This window comes from Stutzerimonas decontaminans (assembly GCF_000661915.1).
GTDB classification, from domain to species: Bacteria; Pseudomonadota; Gammaproteobacteria; order Pseudomonadales; family Pseudomonadaceae; genus Stutzerimonas; species Stutzerimonas decontaminans.
In genome coordinates this window covers 2,743,024-2,761,570 of sequence record NZ_CP007509.1, presented here as the reverse complement: position 1 = coordinate 2,761,570, position 18,547 = coordinate 2,743,024, and the positions used below count along the sequence as shown (strand labels likewise).

The 18,547-nt window shown below is 60.7% G+C and carries 18 protein-coding genes; 2 read left to right on the top strand and 16 right to left on the bottom strand.

Going from position 1 to position 18,547, the window contains the following annotated elements; genetic code table 11:
- Nucleotides 1-20: 20 nt before the first annotated feature.
- The 3 genes from UIB01_RS12625 to hemN all read right to left on the bottom strand — a co-directional run bounded on the left by UIB01_RS12625 (nt 21) and on the right by hemN (nt 2,817).
- Nucleotides 21-569, bottom strand: a complete 549-nt coding sequence (locus UIB01_RS12625) for an adenine phosphoribosyltransferase (RefSeq protein WP_038660956.1) — start codon at nt 567-569, stop codon at nt 21-23.
- Between the two features lie 24 nt (nt 570-593).
- Nucleotides 594-1,328: a fumarate/nitrate reduction transcriptional regulator Fnr gene (fnr, locus tag UIB01_RS12620; protein ID WP_014820517.1), complete on the bottom strand. Its 735-nt coding sequence runs from the start codon at nt 1,326-1,328 to the stop codon at nt 594-596.
- 106 nt (nt 1,329-1,434) lie between these two features.
- On the bottom strand, nt 1,435-2,817 hold the full coding sequence (gene hemN, locus UIB01_RS12615) for an oxygen-independent coproporphyrinogen III oxidase (protein WP_038660953.1): 1,383 nt from the start codon (nt 2,815-2,817) through the stop codon (nt 1,435-1,437).
- A gap of 205 nt (nt 2,818-3,022) precedes the next feature.
- Between hemN and nadE the strand changes: the two genes are divergently transcribed.
- Nucleotides 3,023-3,850, top strand: a complete 828-nt coding sequence (gene nadE, locus UIB01_RS12610; RefSeq protein ID WP_038660951.1) for an NAD(+) synthase — start codon at nt 3,023-3,025, stop codon at nt 3,848-3,850.
- A gap of 18 nt (nt 3,851-3,868) precedes the next feature.
- Here nadE and UIB01_RS12605 read toward each other — a convergent pair whose 3' ends face one another.
- The 12 genes from UIB01_RS12605 to ccoN (UIB01_RS12550) form a co-directional block, all read right to left on the bottom strand.
- The gene (locus UIB01_RS12605; RefSeq protein ID WP_038660949.1) at nt 3,869-4,585 is read right to left on the bottom strand and encodes a sulfite exporter TauE/SafE family protein; all 717 of its coding nucleotides are present in this window, start codon (nt 4,583-4,585) and stop codon (nt 3,869-3,871) included.
- On the bottom strand, nt 4,578-4,790 hold the full coding sequence (gene ccoS, locus UIB01_RS12600) for a cbb3-type cytochrome oxidase assembly protein CcoS (RefSeq protein WP_038665734.1): 213 nt from the start codon (nt 4,788-4,790) through the stop codon (nt 4,578-4,580). Before ccoS ends, UIB01_RS12605 begins: the two co-directional genes overlap by 8 nt.
- A 73-nt stretch (nt 4,791-4,863) precedes the next feature.
- Entirely contained in the window at nt 4,864-7,311 is a 2,448-nt protein-coding gene (locus tag UIB01_RS12595) for a heavy metal translocating P-type ATPase (protein WP_051605080.1), read from the bottom strand.
- A 7-nt stretch (nt 7,312-7,318) separates the two neighbouring features.
- Nucleotides 7,319-7,819: a FixH family protein gene (locus UIB01_RS12590; protein WP_038660947.1), complete on the bottom strand. Its 501-nt coding sequence runs from the start codon at nt 7,817-7,819 to the stop codon at nt 7,319-7,321.
- Nucleotides 7,820-7,831: 12 nt separating this feature from the next.
- Nucleotides 7,832-9,244, bottom strand: a complete 1,413-nt coding sequence (gene ccoG / locus UIB01_RS12585) for a cytochrome c oxidase accessory protein CcoG (RefSeq protein ID WP_038660945.1) — start codon at nt 9,242-9,244, stop codon at nt 7,832-7,834.
- Nucleotides 9,245-9,381: 137 nt separating this feature from the next.
- Nucleotides 9,382-10,299, bottom strand: coding sequence for a cytochrome-c oxidase, cbb3-type subunit III (gene ccoP, locus UIB01_RS12580; protein WP_038660942.1), 918 nt, complete (start codon nt 10,297-10,299; stop codon nt 9,382-9,384).
- Nucleotides 10,300-10,485, bottom strand: coding sequence for a CcoQ/FixQ family Cbb3-type cytochrome c oxidase assembly chaperone (locus tag UIB01_RS12575; protein WP_003294837.1), 186 nt, complete (start codon nt 10,483-10,485; stop codon nt 10,300-10,302).
- Between the two features lie 6 nt (nt 10,486-10,491).
- Nucleotides 10,492-11,103: a cytochrome-c oxidase, cbb3-type subunit II gene (ccoO, locus tag UIB01_RS12570; RefSeq protein WP_038660939.1), complete on the bottom strand. Its 612-nt coding sequence runs from the start codon at nt 11,101-11,103 to the stop codon at nt 10,492-10,494.
- A gap of 11 nt (nt 11,104-11,114) precedes the next feature.
- Complete coding sequence (gene ccoN / locus UIB01_RS12565) at nt 11,115-12,542, bottom strand: cytochrome-c oxidase, cbb3-type subunit I (RefSeq protein WP_038660936.1); 1,428 nt, start codon at nt 12,540-12,542, stop codon at nt 11,115-11,117.
- A gap of 353 nt (nt 12,543-12,895) precedes the next feature.
- Complete coding sequence (gene ccoP, locus UIB01_RS12560) at nt 12,896-13,831, bottom strand: cytochrome-c oxidase, cbb3-type subunit III (protein ID WP_038660934.1); 936 nt, start codon at nt 13,829-13,831, stop codon at nt 12,896-12,898.
- 94 nt (nt 13,832-13,925) lie between these two features.
- On the bottom strand, nt 13,926-14,537 hold the full coding sequence (ccoO, locus tag UIB01_RS12555) for a cytochrome-c oxidase, cbb3-type subunit II (RefSeq protein WP_038660932.1): 612 nt from the start codon (nt 14,535-14,537) through the stop codon (nt 13,926-13,928).
- 13 nt (nt 14,538-14,550) lie between these two features.
- Entirely contained in the window at nt 14,551-15,975 is a 1,425-nt protein-coding gene (ccoN, locus tag UIB01_RS12550; RefSeq protein ID WP_038660929.1) for a cytochrome-c oxidase, cbb3-type subunit I, read from the bottom strand.
- 62 nt (nt 15,976-16,037) lie between these two features.
- On the opposite strand from ccoN (UIB01_RS12550), the gene UIB01_RS12545 reads away from it, so the two are divergent.
- Complete coding sequence (locus UIB01_RS12545; RefSeq protein ID WP_038665728.1) at nt 16,038-16,730, top strand: alpha/beta family hydrolase; 693 nt, start codon at nt 16,038-16,040, stop codon at nt 16,728-16,730.
- A gap of 42 nt (nt 16,731-16,772) precedes the next feature.
- Here the strand turns inward: UIB01_RS12545 and UIB01_RS12540 are convergent, their stop codons facing one another.
- Nucleotides 16,773-18,341 carry a methyl-accepting chemotaxis protein gene (locus UIB01_RS12540; protein WP_038660926.1) on the bottom strand — a complete coding sequence of 523 codons (1,569 nt, stop codon included), beginning with the start codon at nt 18,339-18,341 and terminating at the stop codon, nt 16,773-16,775.
- Nucleotides 18,342-18,547: the final 206 nt, after the last annotated feature.

The window sequence follows — 18,547 nt, the reverse complement described above, 5'->3', positions numbered from 1 at the left end:
ACGCATCGGCTGGCCCGCCCTTAGCGGTCGCTCAAGGCAAAGGCTGTCAGGGTAAAGGTCGGAATACCGATGTCCTGGAGCTTCTGCGACCCGCCCAGCTCCGGCAAGTCGATGATTGCAGCTGCTTCATGGATGTTTGCACGCATGCGGCGAACCAGCTGTGCGGCGGCGAGAAGGGTGCCGCCGGTGGCGATCAGGTCATCGAACAGTAGCACCGAATCGCCCTCGCAGAGGCTGTCGGCATGGATCTCAAGGTGAGCTTCGCCGTATTCGGTGCAATAGGCTTGTGACAAGACGTCAGCCGGCAACTTGCCCTGCTTACGGAAGAGTACCAATGGCTTGTTCAGCTCGTAAGCGAGAATCGAGCCGACTAGAAAACCACGGGCATCGAGGGCGCCGATGTGGGTGAAATCGGCTTCAACATAGCGCTGAATGAAGCTGTCAGCCACCATGCGCAGGGCTTTTGGTGATTGAAAAAGCGGGGTGATATCGCGGAATACCACGCCTGGTTGGGGGAAATTCTGCACCGGGCGTATCAAGGTTTTGATGCTGAATTCATCGAAGATCATCGTACTGCTCCAAACTCCATGAACTCAGACGTCCATAGCCCCGCCCGCAAGGGCACACAGACCGATGGAGTCGAGGATGCGTACTTCCTTGCCCTCGGCTTCAAGCAAGCCGCTCTGCTGGAAGCGGGTAAATACGCGGGAAACCGTCTCGACTGCCAAGCCGAGGTAGTTGCCGATCTCATTGCGCGACATGGGCAGTCGGAACTGGTTGGCCGAGAAGCCTCGTGCGCTGAAGCGTGCTGAAAGGTTGATCAGAAAGGTCGCGATGCGCTCATCGGCGGTCTTCTTAGACAGCAGCAACATCATCTGCTGATCGTCGCGGATCTCGCGGCTCATGATGCGCATCAGTTGGCGGCGCAACTGCGGCAGCAGAACGCTCAGCTCATCGAGCCGTTCGAACGGAATTTCGCAAACCGACGTGGTTTCCAGCGCCTGGGCCGTGACTGGATAGCTTTCGGTGTCCATGCCGGACAGACCTACCAGTTCGCTGGGCAGGTGGAAGCCCGTGATCTGTTCCTCGCCGCCATCGGTCACGCTAAAGGTACGCAACGCGCCTGAGCGTACAGCGAACACGGAGCTGAACACGTCGCCCTGACGGAACAGGGTTTCGCCTTTCTTCAGCGGGCGGCCGCGCTTGACGATATCGTCCAAAGCGTCCATGTCCTGCATGTTCAGCGACAGGGGCAGACAGAGCCCGGAAAGGCTGCAATCCTTGCAATGGGCTTGCCGCTGCGCACGGACCTTGATCGATTCGGACATAGAGCGCTTCCTAGAAAACCTGGTTTATAGCGCGCAAGGTTAACTCAGGACGTTCCCTATGGCCAATCGGCTAGAGCGTCGCAGTACTGGAAGAGCGAAAAGTTCCCTAGATGACGTGGGAAAAGCCGTTATTGATGTGTTCGGGCAGATAGTGATCGAACAGCATGCAGATCGAGCGCACTAAAAGACGTCCGGCTGGCTGGATAAGCAGGTGGGTGTCGCTTAGTTCTATCAGGCCGTCGGCAGACATCTGTTCCAACATAGGCCAGGCGTCGGCGAAGTATTCACGGAAGTCGACGGCGTAATCGCGCTGTAGTTGTTCGAAGCCGAGGGCGAAATCACAGATGAGTGCCTGGATGACTGCGCGTCGAATGCGATCATCCTGGTTGCAGCGAAGGCCTCGTGCGGTAGCCAGCTGATTCTGGTCCAGCTGTTGCTGATAGGTCGCTATGTCGGAGCTGTTTTGGCAGTACAGATCGCCGACCTGACTGATGGCCGACACTCCGAGACCCACGAGATCGCAATGGCCATGGGTCGTGTAGCCCTGAAAGTTTCGCTGCAGGCTGCCGTCTTCCTGTGCCATCGCGAGTTCATCGTCCGGCAGGGCGAAGTGGTCCATGCCGATGTAGCGATAGCCGGCGTCGGTGAGCAGGGTGATGCTCTGCTCCAGCATGGCCAGCTTCTCCGTCGGAGACGGCAGGTCTGCCGTATTGATGCGTCGCTGCGGTGCAAAACGTTCGGGCTGGTGGGCGTAGTTGGACAACGAAAGGCGATCAGGCTGCAGATCAATGATGGCCGTGACCGTATTGGCGAAACCTGCAGCTGTCTGCAGCGGTAAACCGTAAATCAGGTCGATGTTCAGCGAGCGGTACTGCAGCGTGCGTGCTGCCTCGATGATGGTGCGGGTCTGCGCCAGCGTCTGCAGCCGGTTGATGGCGCGCTGGACGTCCGGATCCAGATCCTGGACGCCGATGCTGATCCGGTTGAAACCGAGTTCGCGCAGCAAGCCGATCGTGGGCCAGTCCGCTTCACGCGGATCGATTTCAACGCTGAAGTCGCCGTGGTCATCATCCTGTAGGTGAAAATGCTGACGTAGATGCCCCATCAGCCGGCGCAATTCGTCGTGGCTGAGAAAGGTGGGCGTGCCGCCACCAAAATGCAGCTGCTCCACTATCTGATCCCTGCCGAGGTGGCAGGCGATGAGCTCGATCTCTTTCTCTAGCCGCTCCAGATAGGTCAGGGCCCGGCCACGGTCCTTGGTGATGATCTTGTTGCGGGCGCAGTAATAGCAGGCGTTGGCGCAGAACGGCAGATGGACGTAGAGCGATAGCGGGCGGGATGCCTGACGGCTGCTGCGCAGCGCATGCAGCAGGTCGAACGAGCCGATCTTGTCATTGAACTGGGCCGCGGTCGGGTATGACGTATAGCGCGGGCCGGCCTGATCGTATCGACGGATCAGGTCGGAGTCCCAGCGAATGGAGTCGAGCATGTGCGCTCCCGGTCTTGGCGGCGGTCGCTGGATTTTAGGGGCAGGGCCTCGCGACAGACTTGACCTGTATCAAACTTGATCCGACGCTAGCGCGCTGGTCCAGTTCGGCGCCGACTTCCGGAAGGATCGCGTCGATACGCGGTCAGATGATCACGCCAGCGCCTTATGCTTCAGTAGCGCCTTCATATCGCCAGAGGAGAGATTCATGCACAGCCGCCAGCAGGAAATCGCAACCGCGCTCAACGTCTGCGCACCATTTACCGGGCCGGAGTCCGTACAGACCGAGATTGATCGCCGGGTAAGCTTTATCCAGTCCTGCCTGCGTGAGTCGGGCCTGAAGACGCTGGTGCTGGGGATCAGTGGCGGGGTCGATTCGACCACGGCGGGTATGTTGGCCCAGCGAGCCGTTGCAGGCATGCGCGAAGCGGGGGAAGGGGACGACTATCGCTTTATCGCCGTGCGCCTGCCTTATCAGGTGCAACACGACGAGCATGAAGCGCAGCTGGCGGTGGAGACCATCAAGCCGGACGAGTGCCATACCGTGAACATCGGCACTGCCGTGTTGGGACTGGCCGCTGCCACGCAAGCGCTCGACCCGCTAAGCCCTGAGCAGCGCGATTTCGTATTGGGTAACACCAAGGCGCGGATGCGCATGGTCGCTCAGTACACCATTGCCAACGCCCGTCAGGGATTGGTCATTGGCACCGATCATGCTGCCGAGGCGGTGATGGGTTTTTTCACGAAGTTCGGCGATGGCGCGTGCGACCTGACCCCACTGGCCGGTTTGGTGAAGGATCAGGTTCGGCAGATAGCCGCGGCGCTGGGGGCTCCTGATCAGCTAGTGCACAAGGTGCCGACTGCAGATCTGGAGGAACTGTCGCCGGGTAAGCCCGATGAGGCCGCACACGGGGTCACCTATAAAAATATCGATGACTTCCTGCAGGGTAAGCCGGTACCGGATGAAGCCGCCAGGATCATCGTCGCTACCTACGACAAGACCGCGCACAAACGCCAGCTGCCGAAGGAGCCCTGAGGGCTCTTCAGTGTTGCACTAGTGCGCATGTTCTTGATGGGAGGCGGTTGAGCCATGCCCCATCAGCCATTGCTGATGAGGGCCTGGCAGGGTCCAGACGCCGAACAGAATCACCATCACCCCGCCAACGACGCGCACGCCACGCTTGCGCAACAATGCTGTTAATCGCTCGGCAGCAAGGCCGGTGGCAAGCAACACCGGCCAGGTGCCGATGCCGAACGCCAGCATCAACAGGGCGCTATCAAGCGCATCGCCCTGGCTCGCCGACCAAAGCAGAGTGCTGTAGACCAGACCGCATGGTAGCCAGCCCCACAACGCTCCCACTGCCAGTGCGCGCGGCAGGCTGGTTACGGGCATCAGTCTGCTGGCAATTGGCTGGATATGCCGCCATAGGCTGCGGCCGAGCGACTCGATGCGCGTCAGTCCGCTCCACCAGCCGGCCAGATACAGGCCCATGGTGATAAGCAGCAGTGCAGCGACTACCCGCAGGACCATTGCAGCAGGGCTATTGGCGACGGCCCAGCCCGCCAGACCAATGACGAAGCCAGCAACGGCATAGCTCAACACGCGGCCCAGGTTGTAGGCCATTAACAGGCGCAGGCGTTTGGCGCGCTGATCGGCTGGGATGGCCATGGTCAGTGCGCCCATCAGGCCACCACACATGCCGAGGCAGTGACCGCCACCCAGCAAACCCAACACCAGGGCTGACAACAGCAGGGGTACCAGCTCACTCACCTTTCTGTTTCCCCGGCTCGTCTTCAGGGTCGTTCTGCGGTGCCGCAGCGGAAGGCTTTTGCGGTTGGTCGTCGTCGAACAGGATGCTATGCGCCGGGCCGTCGAGATCGTCGAACTGTCCGCTGTCGACTGCCCAGAAAAACACCCAGATCGCGACGGCCACCAGGACCACGGCAACAGGGATGAGGATATACAGAGCGGCCATCAGGACCTCCAAGATCCGAAGCGAAATCTTCAGCTGCGTTTGTTGCATGGCTGCGGCAAGTGACGACGTTACGTCAAGGCCGAGCTATGGCAATTCCAGCAGGGTGGTCAGCCTGATTCGCTGGCTGACGTGTCAGTCTCAGGGCATTCAGCACCACCAACAGCGAGCTGATCGACATGCCTAGCGCCGCCCATAGTGGCGTGACCCAGCCAATAGCGGCGAAGGGCAGGATCAGGCCATTGTACAGGCTAGCCCAGGCCAGGTTTTCGATGATGATGCGCCGGCTGCGCCGTGCAACGTCGAAAGCCTGTGCCAGGCTGCTGAGGCGATTGGATAGCAGCACAGCATCGGCGCTGGTTTTCGCCAGATCAGTGGCCGAGCCCATGGCGACGCTGATGTCCGCCGCAGCGAGCACCGGGACGTCATTGACGCCGTCGCCGAGCATCAGTACCCGATGTCCCTGGGCCTGCAATGCCTGCAGTCGGGTGAGTTTCGCGGCGGGAGTCATGCCACCTTCGGCCTGGTCGATGCCGAGTTCCTGGGCAATCTGGCCAACCATAGGCGAGCTGTCACCGGACAGCAGTAGCGTCTGCCAGCCACGGGCGCGGCAGGCCTCAAGCAGTGCCGGCGCATCGTCGCGAAGCCGGTCGTCCAATACCAGCCAGGCCAGAGGACCATGCTCGTCGCCCAGCAACAGCCATTGCCCTTGATCGCCGGGAATGGCAGGTGCCGGTTGGGCAAAACCTTCGGCGACGAAGCTGGGCTGGCCGATCCGCAGGCAGCGGCCTTCGACGCTGCCCTGCAGGCCAAGGCCTGGCACTGTTTCGACCGATTCAGCCGCCAGCGGCGCACGACCGAAGGCGCGTGCAATCGGGTGTTCGGAACGGTTCTCGAGTGCTGCGGCCAGCGCCAGGCAGGTATCGGCATCGAGCGATCCGAGCGTGTGCACAGCGCTGAGCGTCAAGCGGCCCTCGGTGAGAGTGCCGGTCTTGTCGAACACCACGGTGTCGATATGATTCAAGCCTTCCAGTACGTGGCCGCGAGTCAATAGCAGGCCAAGCTTGTGCAGCGTGCCGGTTGCCGTGGTGAGCGCTGTGGGCGTCGCCAGCGACAGTGCGCAGGGGCAGGTCGCGACGAGCAATGCAAGAACGATCCAGAAGGCCCGCTGCGGATCAATCTGCCACCAGACCAGCCCGACGACGGTTGCGACCAGCAGGACCACCAGCAGGAACCACTGCGCGACCCGGTCGGCCAGTTCGGCGAGCTTCGGCTTGTCGGCCTGAGCGCGCTCCAGCAAGCGGACAATGGCCGACAGGCGGGTGTCGTCACCCAGGGCCTGGACTTCCAAGGTCAGTGGCCCTTCGACGTTCAGCGTACCGGCGGTCACCGCGTCGCCTGCGCCTCGCGGAAGGGGTAAATACTCTCCAGTGAGAACCGACTCATCGACGCTGGATTGGCCGCTGATGATGAGACCGTCTGCCGGAATCAGCGCGCCGGGTTGCACCAGCACATGATCGCCCAGTTGCAGTTCGCTAAGCAGAATGCGATGGCTGTGGCCTTCTGCGTCGAGTTTCAGGCATGAAGCCGGCAGCAGATTGACCAGCTGCGCCGTGGCGGCTGCGGTGCGCTCGCGCGCGCGCCGCTCCAGGTAACGCCCGGCGAGCAGAAACAGGGCAAACATGCCCACCGCATCGAAATAGAGTTCGCCCTGGCCGGTGATCGTGGACCAAATGCCGGCAACATAGGCGCCGCCAATGGCCAGCGAAACCGACACATCCATAGTCAGGTGTCGCGTACGTAAGTCGCGCAACGCCCCTTTGAAGAAATCGGTACAGCAATAGAAAACGATCGGCGTGGTCAGCAGCAGGGCGGTCCAGCGCAGGGTGACGAAGAAGCTTTCCGAGAGGTCCAGGTTGAACTCGGGCCAGGTCGCCATGGTGGCCATCATCACCTGCATCCACAGCAGGCCGGCGACCCCCAGCTGGCGCAGTGATCGACGATTCTCGCTGGCCAGACGCTCAGCAGCCTGATCGGCGTGATAGGGATGAGCCGCGTAACCGATCCGGCGCAGTTCGCCGAGCAGTTCGCTGAGCGGCAGCTGGGCGTCGCTCCAGCGCACGTTCAGACGGTGATTGGACAGATTGAGGGTGGCCTCGGCGACGCCACTCAGATTGCGCAGATGGCGTTCGATCAACCAGCCACATGCAGCGCAGCTGATTCCCTCGATCATCAGTGAGGTGCTGGCCAGCTCGCCTTGGTGTTGCACGAAGGGCTGCTGAACGTCCTTGCGATCATAAAGCGCCATCTCCTCGCCGAGCTCCTGTGGGAGCGACTGCGGGTTGATGGCGGTATCGCTGCGATGCTGGTAGTAACTTTCCAGCCCGCCCTTGACGATGGCTTCTGCCACTGCCTGGCAGCCTGGGCAGCACAAGGCCCGCGTCTCGCCCAGCACGCGGGCCTGGAACGCGCTGCCGGCCGGAACCGGCAGACCGCAGTGATAGCAGGGGAGGGGCTTTGCCATCAGCGGTTCAAGGCTTCAGTTCGAGCGCGCGGCCAGTTTCGATGGTTTTTTCCCCATACAGGCGCCATTCCTGTTCGCCTTCCTGGCCGAGCAGTTCGATGAAGCGCCGGCCGCTGATCGGCTCCTGCATTTGCCCCTGATAGAAACCGTCGCCCTGAGGCTGCAGGATGACGCGACGGTCACGTTCCGGCTGGGTCGGTGAAAGCAGATTTAGCACCAGTTGCTGTGGGCGGCTCGCGCCGCTCAGTTGCACCTCGGCAAGACCGCGCTCATCGTTGAGCGAGATGTGGGCCTGCATTTCCAGTCGCTCTGCCAGCTTCTCGCGCTCCAGCGACTGATTGATGCCCTTGCCGGCGTCGTAGTAGTTATCCGCAACCAGCGTGTCGGCATTGCGGATCGCGATGGTCAGCAGTGACAGTCCCAATACAACCGCGAAGACCAATATTGCGATGACAAACCAAGCCCAGAACTGGGTGTACCAACGCGTTTGTTCGTTTTCAGAGCGCATGTATTACCTTGCTTAGCGGATGCTTGGCCCAATGAAACGGCTATCGGCATCATCGTTTATCGATGCGTCGTCTATCGAGCGGATGCTGAAGACGATTTCGTTAGTGCTCGAAGGCAGCTTTTCGGGTGCGATGGACAACTCAACTGGAATAGTGACCAGTTCACCGGCTTCGGCGCGTATCTCGCTGCGGCCTTCATAGACCAAACCATCCAGGCCTGATGCCTCGATCACGAAGGTCTGCTCGCGTTGAGCTTTGTTCATGACTTTCAGGGTGTAGACGTTCTCGATGTTGCCCAGCTCGTTTTCGCGGTAGAGCACGCGGTCCTTGAGCACGTCCAGCTTCACCAGCGGGCGATCATACACGGCATAGGAGAACAGACTCATCATGGCCAGCAGCGCGACGGCGTAGCCGATCAGGCGCGGCCGCAGCAAGTGGGTCTTCTGGCCGGACAGGTTGTGTTCGGTGGTATAGCTGATCAGGCCGCGCGGGTAGTTCATCTTGTCCATGATGGCGTCGCAGGCGTCGATACAGGCCGCACAGCCAATGCACTCGATCTGCAGGCCGTCACGGATGTCGATGCCGGTCGGGCAGACCTGGACGCACATGGTGCAGTCGATGCAATCACCGAGTCCCATGGCCTTGTAGTCGGCGTCCTTCTTGCGCGGGCCGCGCTTTTCGCCGCGACGCGGATCATAGGAGACGATTAGCGTGTCTTTGTCGAACATCACGCTCTGGAAGCGCGCATAAGGGCACATGTAGATGCACACCTGCTCGCGCAGGTAGCCGGCACTGCCGTAGGTGGCGAGGGTGAAAAAGCCGATCCAGAATGCTGCCCAACCATTAACGTTCAAGCTGAGCAGGTCGGGAACAAGCTCGCGGATCGGGGTGAAGTAGCCCACGAAGGTGATGGCAACGAGAATGCCGACCGCAAGCCAGATGGCGTGCTTGGCGAGTTTGCGAAGGAATTTGTTGGCGCTCATCGGCGCCTTGTCGAGCTTCATGCGCTGGTTGCGATCACCCTCGGTGATCTTTTCGGCCCACATGAAGACCCAGGTGAATACGCTCTGCGGACAGGTGTATCCGCACCAGACGCGGCCAGCAAATACCGTGATAAAGAACAGGCCGAAGGCGCAGATAATCAGCAGCCATGACAGCAGCATGAAATCCTGCGGCCAGAACGTTGCTCCGAAAATGTGAAACTTGCGATCTGGCAGGTCCCACCAGACAGCCTGACGGCCGTTCCAGTTGAGCCAGACGGTTCCGAAAAAGAGGATGAACAGCACTGCGCCACCAACGCGACGCAAGTTGCGGAACAGGCCGCTGAAGGCCCGCGTGTAGATTTTTTCACGCGCAGCGTAAAGGTCGGCTGACGCTTCGGCCTTGGACGGGGGGGTTACATCACGAACGGGGATCTGCTCAGTCATCGAGTGCGTACCACGGCGGAAGGTGGGTGTCCTGGCCGATACGTGCCGACCAGGATCATTTTTCTGTCCAGCTGCGAATGGTACGCCCGGAGCTTTGAGGTCGGGTGCGACAGGTCGTCACCCCCGACCTCGATCAATCACTGCTCCGGTTGCTGCGACAGGCTGTAGACGTAGGCTGCCAGCAAGTGCACCTTGTCGTTGCCAAGGATTGCTTCCTGGGCCGGCATGCGGCCATTGCGACCGTAGCGAAGGGTCTGCTGGATCTGAGCGAAGCTCGAACCATACAACCAGACATTGTCGGTCAGGTTCGGCGCGCCCATGGCTGCAACACCCTTGGCTTCCGGTCCATGGCAGACTACACAGTTGGCGGCAAAGATTTTTTGACCCTGCTCAATGTCCACGCTGATACCCTCTGGGGTATCGCGACCGGACAGGCTGCGGACATAGCCGGCGACATTACGAATACCTTCTTCGCCGATCACGTCCTTCCAAGCTGGCATGGCCGCCTGACGACCATGCAGAATGGTGGTCTTGATCGTCTCCGGCTCGCCGCCCCACAGCCAATCATCGTCGGTCAGGTTCGGGAAGCCATAAGCACCCTTGGCGTCGGAGCCGTGGCAGACGGAGCAGTTGGAGGCGAACAGACGGCCACCCATCTTCAGCGCCTGCGGGTCCTTGGCCACTTCCTCTACCGGCATGGCGGCGTACTTGGCATACAGCGGACCGTACTGCTCGTCGGCCTTGTCCATCTCGCGCTGCCATTCCTTGACCTGAGTCCAGCCACCCTCATAGCCCGGTAGGATGCCTTTCCAGTTGCCCAGGCCGGGGTACAGCACCAGGTAGCCGAGGGCAAAGATTACGGTGCCGACGAACAGCATGAACCACCAGCGCGGTAGCGGGTTGTCGTATTCCTCGATGCCGTCATAGGAATGGCCAACGGTTTCTTCAGTGCTGTCAGGGCGTTGGCCCTTGCGAGTTGCCAGTAGCAGCCAGACCAGCGCGGCAATGGTGCCGAGGCTTAGCAGGGTGACGTACCAACTCCAAAACGAGGTCATTTATTTCTTACTCCTGGACGCTTCTTCATCACGCTTCTTGGCGTCGGTCTCGTCGTCTGCGAAGGGCAGGTTGGCTGCTTCGTCGAAGCTTTGCTTGCGTTTGCTGCTGTAGGCCCAGAGCACCACGCCGATGAAGGCGACGAATACCAGAATTGTGCCCAGGCCGCGAAGAGTCCCGATTTCCATCATGCGTTACCGTTTGTTGGTGAGTGCAGTGCCGAGTACTTGCAGGTAAGCCACCATGGCGTCCATTTCGGTCTTGCCGCGGACGGCATCCCGGGCGCCGGCGATGTCTTCTTCGGTATAGGGTACGCCGAGCGTGCGCAGTGCCGACATCTTCTTGGCGGTGTCCTTGCCGTCGAGGGTGTTCTCCACCAGCCACGGGTAGGACGGCATCTTCGACTCCGGCACTACGTTGCGCGGGTTGTACAGGTGCGCGCGGTGCCAGTCATCGGAGTAGCGGCCGCCGACACGGGCCAGGTCCGGACCGGTACGCTTGGAGCCCCACAGGAACGGATGGTCGTAGACGCTTTCGCCGGCGACCGAGTAGTGGCCGTAACGCTCGGTTTCAGCGCGGAACGGACGAACCATCTGCGAGTGGCAGCCGACGCAGCCTTCGCGGATGTACAGGTCACGACCTTCCAGTTGCAGCGCGGTGTAGGGCTTCATGCCCTCGACCGGCTCGTTGACCGCGTCCTGGAAGAACAGCGGGACGATCTGGGTCAGACCACCGATGCTCACCGCCAGGATCATGAACAGGGTCAGCAGACCAATGTTCTTTTCGAGTACTTCGTGATTCTTCATCTATCCGTTCCTCAAGCGATCTGCGCAGCAGCGTCGTACTGAGCTGCTTTGGCGGCACGCACAGTGCGCCAGGTGTTGTAGGCCATCAGCAGCATGCCGGCGAGGAAGAAGGCGCCGCCGAGTGCACGGACGATGAAGCCGGGGTGGCTGGCTTCCAGTGCTTCGACGAAGGAGTAGGTCAGCGTGCCGTCTTCGTTGATCGCGCGCCACATCAGGCCCTGAGTGATGCCGTTGACCCACATCGAGGCGATGTAGAGCACGGTGCCGATGGTAGCCAGCCAGAAGTGCGCGTTGATCAGGCCGATGCTGTGCATCTGCTCGCGACCGAACACTTTCGGGATCAGGTGGTACATGGAGCCGATAGTGATCATCGCAACCCAGCCGAGGGCGCCGGCGTGTACGTGGCCGATGGTCCAGTCGGTGTAGTGGGAGAGGGCGTTGACGGTCTTGATCGCCATCATCGGACCTTCGAAGGTCGACATGCCGTAGAACGCCAGCGATACCACCAGGAAGCGCAGGATCGGATCGGTACGCAGCTTATGCCAGGCGCCCGAGAGGGTCATCATGCCGTTGATCATGCCGCCCCAGCTCGGAGCCAGCAGGATGATCGACATCACCATGCCCAGGCTCTGCGCCCAATCCGGCAGTGCGGTGTAGTGCAGGTGGTGCGGGCCGGCCCAGATATAAAGGGTAATCAGTGCCCAGAAGTGGACGATCGACAGGCGATAGGAATACACCGGACGCTCGGCCTGCTTCGGCACGAAGTAGTACATCATGCCCAGGAAGCCAGTGGTCAGGAAGAAACCTACGGCGTTGTGGCCGTACCACCACTGGACCATGGCATCAGTCGCGCCCGAATAGATCGAGTAGGACTTGAACCAGGACACTGGGATTTCCAGGTTGTTGACGATGTGCAGCATCGCCGTGACCAGGATAAATGCGCCGAAGAACCAGTTGCCCACATAAATGTGCTTGGCCTTGCGCTTCATGATGGTGCCGAAGAACACAGCGATGTAAGAAACCCACACCACGGTGATCAGGATGTCGATCGGCCACTCCAGTTCCGCGTACTCCTTGGAGCTGGTGAAGCCCTGCGGAAGTGTGATGACCGCAAGCACGATCACAGCCTGCCAACCCCAGAAGGTGAAGGCTGCGAGTCCGTCGGAGAACAGACGCGCCTGGCAGGTGCGCTGAACCACGTAATAAGACGTGGCAAACAGTGCGCAACCACCGAATGCGAAGATCACCGCGTTAGTGTGCAATGGTCGCAGACGGCCGAAGCTCGTCCACGGCAGGTCGAAGTTGAGCGAGGGCCACACCAGCTGCGCGGCGATCAAGACACCCAGGCCCATCCCGATGATTCCCCATACCACCGTCATGATGGCGAATTGGCGAACCACCTTATAGTTATAAGCAGTCTCACTTATTGCTGTGCTCATGCAAGGCTTCCACGCTAATGGCATTTTCGAAGGCAAAAACGGCGGCAAGTATGGAGAAAGCAGGGGGGCAATGCAAACGACGCCCAGGCTCTCTTTGCTGGCCAAAACCCTGATTTAAAGCGTTTTCCATGCGCTGTGCAGGGATGTTTCGCACCAGGCCGGTGCGCGAGAAATCCCGAGTTCGCCTTATGGTTCTAGGTGGCGCGGCGAATCGGAAGCAAAAGCTTAGAAGTGCTTAGGCGGGCGGGGAAGGTCTTCGGTCGGCCAGTGATGCGACAGATGGTCGCAGCGCTGCAAGAGTTGCCTTGAGACAAGGCAAGAAGGGCGGTACGAGTGTACCGCCCTTTTAGGACTTACTGCTTGGCTACTTGTTCCGGTTTTTGCGACAAGCTGTACACGTAAGCGGCGAGCAGATGAACCTTGTCGTCGCCCAGGTACTGCTGCTGCGCAGGCATCTGGCCGTTGCGGCCGTGGCGGATGGTCTGCTGCAGCTGGCCGAGGCTCGATCCGTAGATCCAGCCCGAAGCATGCTGCAGGTTCGGAGCGCCCAGTGCCGCCATACCTTCACCGCCCTGGCCGTGGCAGACGGAGCAGGTCTGTGCATAGACCTCTTTGCCTTTACCCAGATCGGCATCGGTGCCTTCCGGCAGCGGCAGCCCGGCGAGTTCTTTGCGGACGAATGCGGCAACGTTCTTCACGCCTTCTTCGCCGATGGCCTGGCCCCAGGCCGGCATCGCTGCGATACGGCCATTCAGGATGCTGGTCTTGATCGACGCCGCATCACCACCCCAGCGCCAGTCTTGGTCTGCCAGGTTCGGGAAGCCCAGGGAGCCCTTGGCATCAGAACCGTGGCAGATCGCGCAGTAGTTGGCGAACAGGCGAGCGCCCATTTTCACCGCCTGCGGGTCCTGAGCGACTTCTTCTACCGACATGGCAGCGTACTTGGCGAAGATCGGACCGTACTTTTCATCGGCCTGAGCAACCTCGCGCTCCCACTGCTTCTCCTGGGTCCAGCCGCCTTCGTAGCCTGGCAGAACACCCTTCCAGTTGCCCAGACCTGGGTAAAGCACCAGGTAGAGGATGCCGAACACCAGGGTGCCGATGAACAGCATGAACCACCAGCGCGGCAGCGGGTTGTCGTATTCCTCGATGCCATCGAAGGCATGACCCATCGTTTGGTCCGTTGTGCCGGCCGACTCGCCCTTGCGGGTGGCGAAGATCAACCAGAACAGAGCGACGATGGTGCCCAGCGTCAGCAGGGCGATGTATCCACTCCAGAAAGTGCTCATGTGCTACTCCTGGACAGCCCGAGCAACTCTGGCTGTCCGCGATTGAAGTCCCTGACGGCTGGCTAGGCAGCCGTCATTTTTCTTGGCTGTGCGATTAGCGCTTGTTGGTCAGAGCCGTTCCGAGCACCTGCAAATAGGCCACCATGGCGTCCATCTCGGTCTTGCCGTTGACGGAGTCGCGAGCGCCGGCGATGTCCTCTTCGGTGTAAGGCACGCCGAGGGTGCGCAGTGCCGACATCTTCTTGGCGGTGTCCTTGCCGTCGAGGGTGTTCTCCACCAGCCACGGGTAGGACGGCATCTTCGACTCCGGCACTACGTTGCGCGGGTTGTACAGGTGTGCGCGGTGCCAGTCATCGGAGTAGCGGCCGCCGACACGGGCCAGGTCTGGACCGGTACGCTTGGAGCCCCACAGGAACGGATGGTCGTAGACGCTTTCGCCAGCAACGGAGTAGTGGCCGTAGCGCTCGGTCTCAGCGCGGAACGGACGGACCATCTGCGAGTGGCAGCCAACGCAGCCTTCGCGGATGTACAGGTCACGACCTTCCAGTTGCAGCGCGGTGTAGGGCTTCATGCCCTCGACCGGCTCGTTGACCGCGTCCTGGAAGAACAGCGGGACGATCTGGGTCAGACCACCGATGCTTACCGCCAGGATCATGAACAGGGCCAGTAGGCCGACGTTCTTCTCAAGTTTTTCGTGCTGTTTCATTTAAGTCGGCTCCTCAAGCGATCTGCGCTGCGGCGTCATACTCGGCCGGCTTGGCCGCCTGAACGGTGCGCCAGGTGTTGTAGGCCATCACCAGCATGCCGGCGAAGAAGATCGCACCACCAATCATCCGCACCACGAAACCGGGGTGGCTGGCTTCCAGCGCTTCGACGAAGGAGTAGGTCAGCGTGCCGTCGTCGTTGATCGCGCGCCACATCAGGCCTTGGGCAATACCGTTGACCCACATCGAAGCGATGTAGAGCACGGTGCCGATGGTAGCCAGCCAGAAGTGGGTGTTGATCAGGGCGATGCTGTGCATCTGCTCGCGGCCGAACACTTTCGGGATCAGGTGGTACAGGGCACCGATCGACACCATGGCAACCCAGCCGAGGGCGCCGGCGTGTACGTGGCCGATGGTCCAGTCGGTGTAGTGGGAGAGGGCGTTGACGGTCTTGATCGCCATCATCGGACCTTCGAAGGTCGACATGCCGTAGAACGCCAGCGATACCACAAGGAAGCGCAGGATCGGGTCGCTACGCAGTTTGTGCCAGGCCCCCGAGAGGGTCATCATGCCGTTGATCATGCCGCCCCAGCTCGGAGCCAGCAGGATCAGCGACATCACCATGCCCAGACTCTGCGCCCAATCCGGCAGTGCGGTGTAGTGCAGGTGGTGTGGGCCGGCCCAGATGTAGACGGTGATCAGTGCCCAGAAGTGGACGATCGACAGGCGATAGGAATACACCGGACGCTCGGCCTGCTTCGGCACGAAGTAGTACATGATCCCGAGGAAGCCTGCGGTGAGGAAGAAGCCCACGGCGTTGTGGCCGTACCACCATTGCACCATCGCATCGGTTGCACCGGCATAGACCGAGTACGATTTCATCGCGGTGACCGGGATTTCCAGGTTGTTGACGATGTGCAGGATCGCCACGGTCAGGATGAAGGCGCCGAAGAACCAGTTACCGACGTAGATGTGCTTGACCTTGCGCGTCGCCAGCGTTCCGAAGAAGACGATGGCATAAGCCACCCAGACGATGGTGATCAGGATGTCGATCGGCCACTCCAGTTCCGCGTATTCCTTGGAGCTGGTGAAGCCCAGCGGCAGGGAGATCGCGGCGAGCAGGATGACCAGCTGCCAGCCCCAGAACGTGAACGCGGCCAGTTTTGGCGCGAACAGCGTGGTCTGGCAGGTGCGCTGCACCGAGTAGTAGGACGTTGCGAACAGAGCACAGCCGCCAAAGGCGAAGATCACCGCGTTGGTGTGCAATGGACGAAGACGACCGAAACTGGTCCAAGGGAGGTCGAAGTTTAGAAATGGCCAGGCCAATTGTGCTGCGATGAAAACGCCGAGCCCCATCCCGACGATTCCCCACACCACCGTCATGATGGCGAATTGGCGGACCACCTTGTAGCTGTAGGCGGTACTGGTTGCTGTGTTCATGTATGGGCTTCCATCCACGGGTAATGAGCAGTTTTTTCTTTCTAATAGAAAGCGAGGCAAGGATGGGGAAAGGGCAATCTGCCGGTATTGACCCGGATCAATACACACAAAGTGACAAAGGGTATCTCGTCCGGTGGGACCAGCCGCCGAAGGGCGCTTCGGTGAGCCTGATCCTGGCCCACGGAGCTGGCGCACCGATGGATAGCCCGTTCATGGCGCAAATGGCTGAACGCCTTGCCGCACGTGGGGTAGCGGTCTGTCGCTTTGAGTTCTCATACATGGCGGCACGGCGCGCCGGAGGGAGCAAGCGCCCGCCCAGCCCACAGGACCAATTGCTGGCTCAATGGCGGGAAATCCATGCGCTGGTGCGACAGCAGGCCACAGGACCGCTGGCCATCGGCGGCAAGTCGATGGGCGGGCGCATGGCGAGCTTGCTTGCAGATGAACTGGGTGCCGATGCGCTGGTCTGCCTGGGCTACCCGTTCTATCCGGCCGGAAAGCCGGACAAGCCAAGAGTGGCCCACCTTGCAACGTTGCAGACACCGACGCTGATCGTTCAGGGGGAGCGCGATGCATTGGGCGATCGCGAAGCGGTTGCGCGGTATGCGCTGTCTCCAGCGATCGAGTTACATTGGCTAGCCGCGGCCGATCATGACCTCAAACCCTTGAAACGTTCGGGACTGACCCATGATCAGCATCTGGATAGCGCTGCCGATGCGATTGCCAGATTTCTGCGGCACGCAATTATGCAGTGAGCGGCTGCAGCCGGATCTAGCGACACCGGCTGTAGGGCAGGCCTAGCGGTTGAAGCGCTCCACCAGCGCGTATTGACCTTCTGCCGTTGCTGTGAGGCCCTCGCTGAGCAGCGCCGAGCTGCGCGCGTCTCCCGAGGTCTGGTCGGCGAGGTGGGCTATGGTGGTGACATTGTTGCTGATCTCCTCGGCCACTGCGCTCTGCTCTTCCGTTGCCGAGGCGATCTGAGTGGTCATGTCGATGATGTTGCCCATTGCCTCGTTTATGCCGGTGAGGGCCTGGTCGGCCTGAGCCACCTGATCGACGCCGCGAGTGGCCTGCACGCGACCTTCCTCGGTGGTCTGGACGGCATGGCGCGCCTGCAGTTGCAGCTTTTCGATCAACTTGTGTATCTCACCAGTGGCTTCGGCAGTGCGTTGCGCCAGTTGCCGAACCTCGTCGGCAACCACGGCGAACCCGCGGCCGCTGTCGCCTGCACGTGCTGCTTCGATCGCTGCGTTGAGGGCTAAGAGGTTGGTCTGATCGGCAATGCTCTTGATCACGTCGACCACGCCGCCGATTGCATCGCTATCGTTCGCCAGCTGGTTGACGGCCTCACCTGTCTTGGCCACTGAGTCGGCCAGTTGCTGGATCGCCTTGCGTGTTTCGGCAGTGACTTCACGGCCATGCACGGTGAGGCGGCTGGCTTCACGGGTAGCTTCGGCCGCCAGGGCAACGTTGCTTGCCACCTCCTGCGTGGTCGCGGCCATTTCATTGATGGCAGTCGCTACCTGTTCGGTTTCCTGGTTCTGTTGTGTCAGACCGTTCGCGCAGTTTTGTGCCAGCGAGTCGGCCTGCTTGGCTTGTCCCTGCAACTGCACGGCGGTGTCCTGCAGGCGGGTGAGGCAGGTCTTCAGGTGCGCCTGCTGACTGAGCATTGCCATTTCCAGTTGCGCCTCTACGCCGCGACTGTCGGTATACATGCGTGCGATGAGCGGATCGCTGGTGGCCTGGCTCGCCAGCTGCAACAGGCGCTTCAGGCCCCGTTGCTGCCACTGCATGCCGATAAACCCGAACGGGACGGCAAGCAGCGCTGCGGCGACGAAACCTAGCGCATGGTCAAAGCCTGCGCCGACAAGGAACGCGAGCTGGCTGACGATCAAAAAGGGCAGCCACTTGCTCAGCAGCGGGACCCAATGGTCACTCCGGGGTACGCCGCTCTTGCCGGAGTTGATTCGCTCATACAGTGCTTCGGCGCGCTGCACCTGCTCACGTGTCGGCTTGGTGCGCACGGACTCGTAGCCCGTCACCTGCCGCTGCTGGTCGAGAATTGGCGTGACATAGGCGTTGACCCAGTAGTGGTCGCCGGTCTTGCGCCGGTTTTTGACGATACCCATCCACGGCTTCCCCTGCTTGAGGGTCGTCCACATGTGGTCGAAAACGGCAGGCGGCACATCTGGATGGCGTACCAGGTTATGTGGTGCGCGGATCAGTTCGTCACGAGCGAAGCCGCTGACTTCGGCGAATATGTCATTACAGTAGGTGATCTGACCTTTGAGGTCGGTGGTCGAGATGAGACGTTGCTGGTCAGGAAAGGCGTATTCACGCTGGGTTACGGGCTGGTTGTTACGCATCGACTATCACGCCTGGCAGAGAAATCGTAGGGTGGCGCACCCGACCTTTATATTTTTTTAAGCGGTCGGGCTGACCAGTTGGTCGGCCGGAGACTGGCGTTCTTGAGCGAAAGCTGATTCCGGGATCAGCTTCTATCGCCCACAGGCGACCAACGGCAACAAAGGCTTAATGGTTTTGTCACGGGTTTTCGCCATTGTCGGCGCAT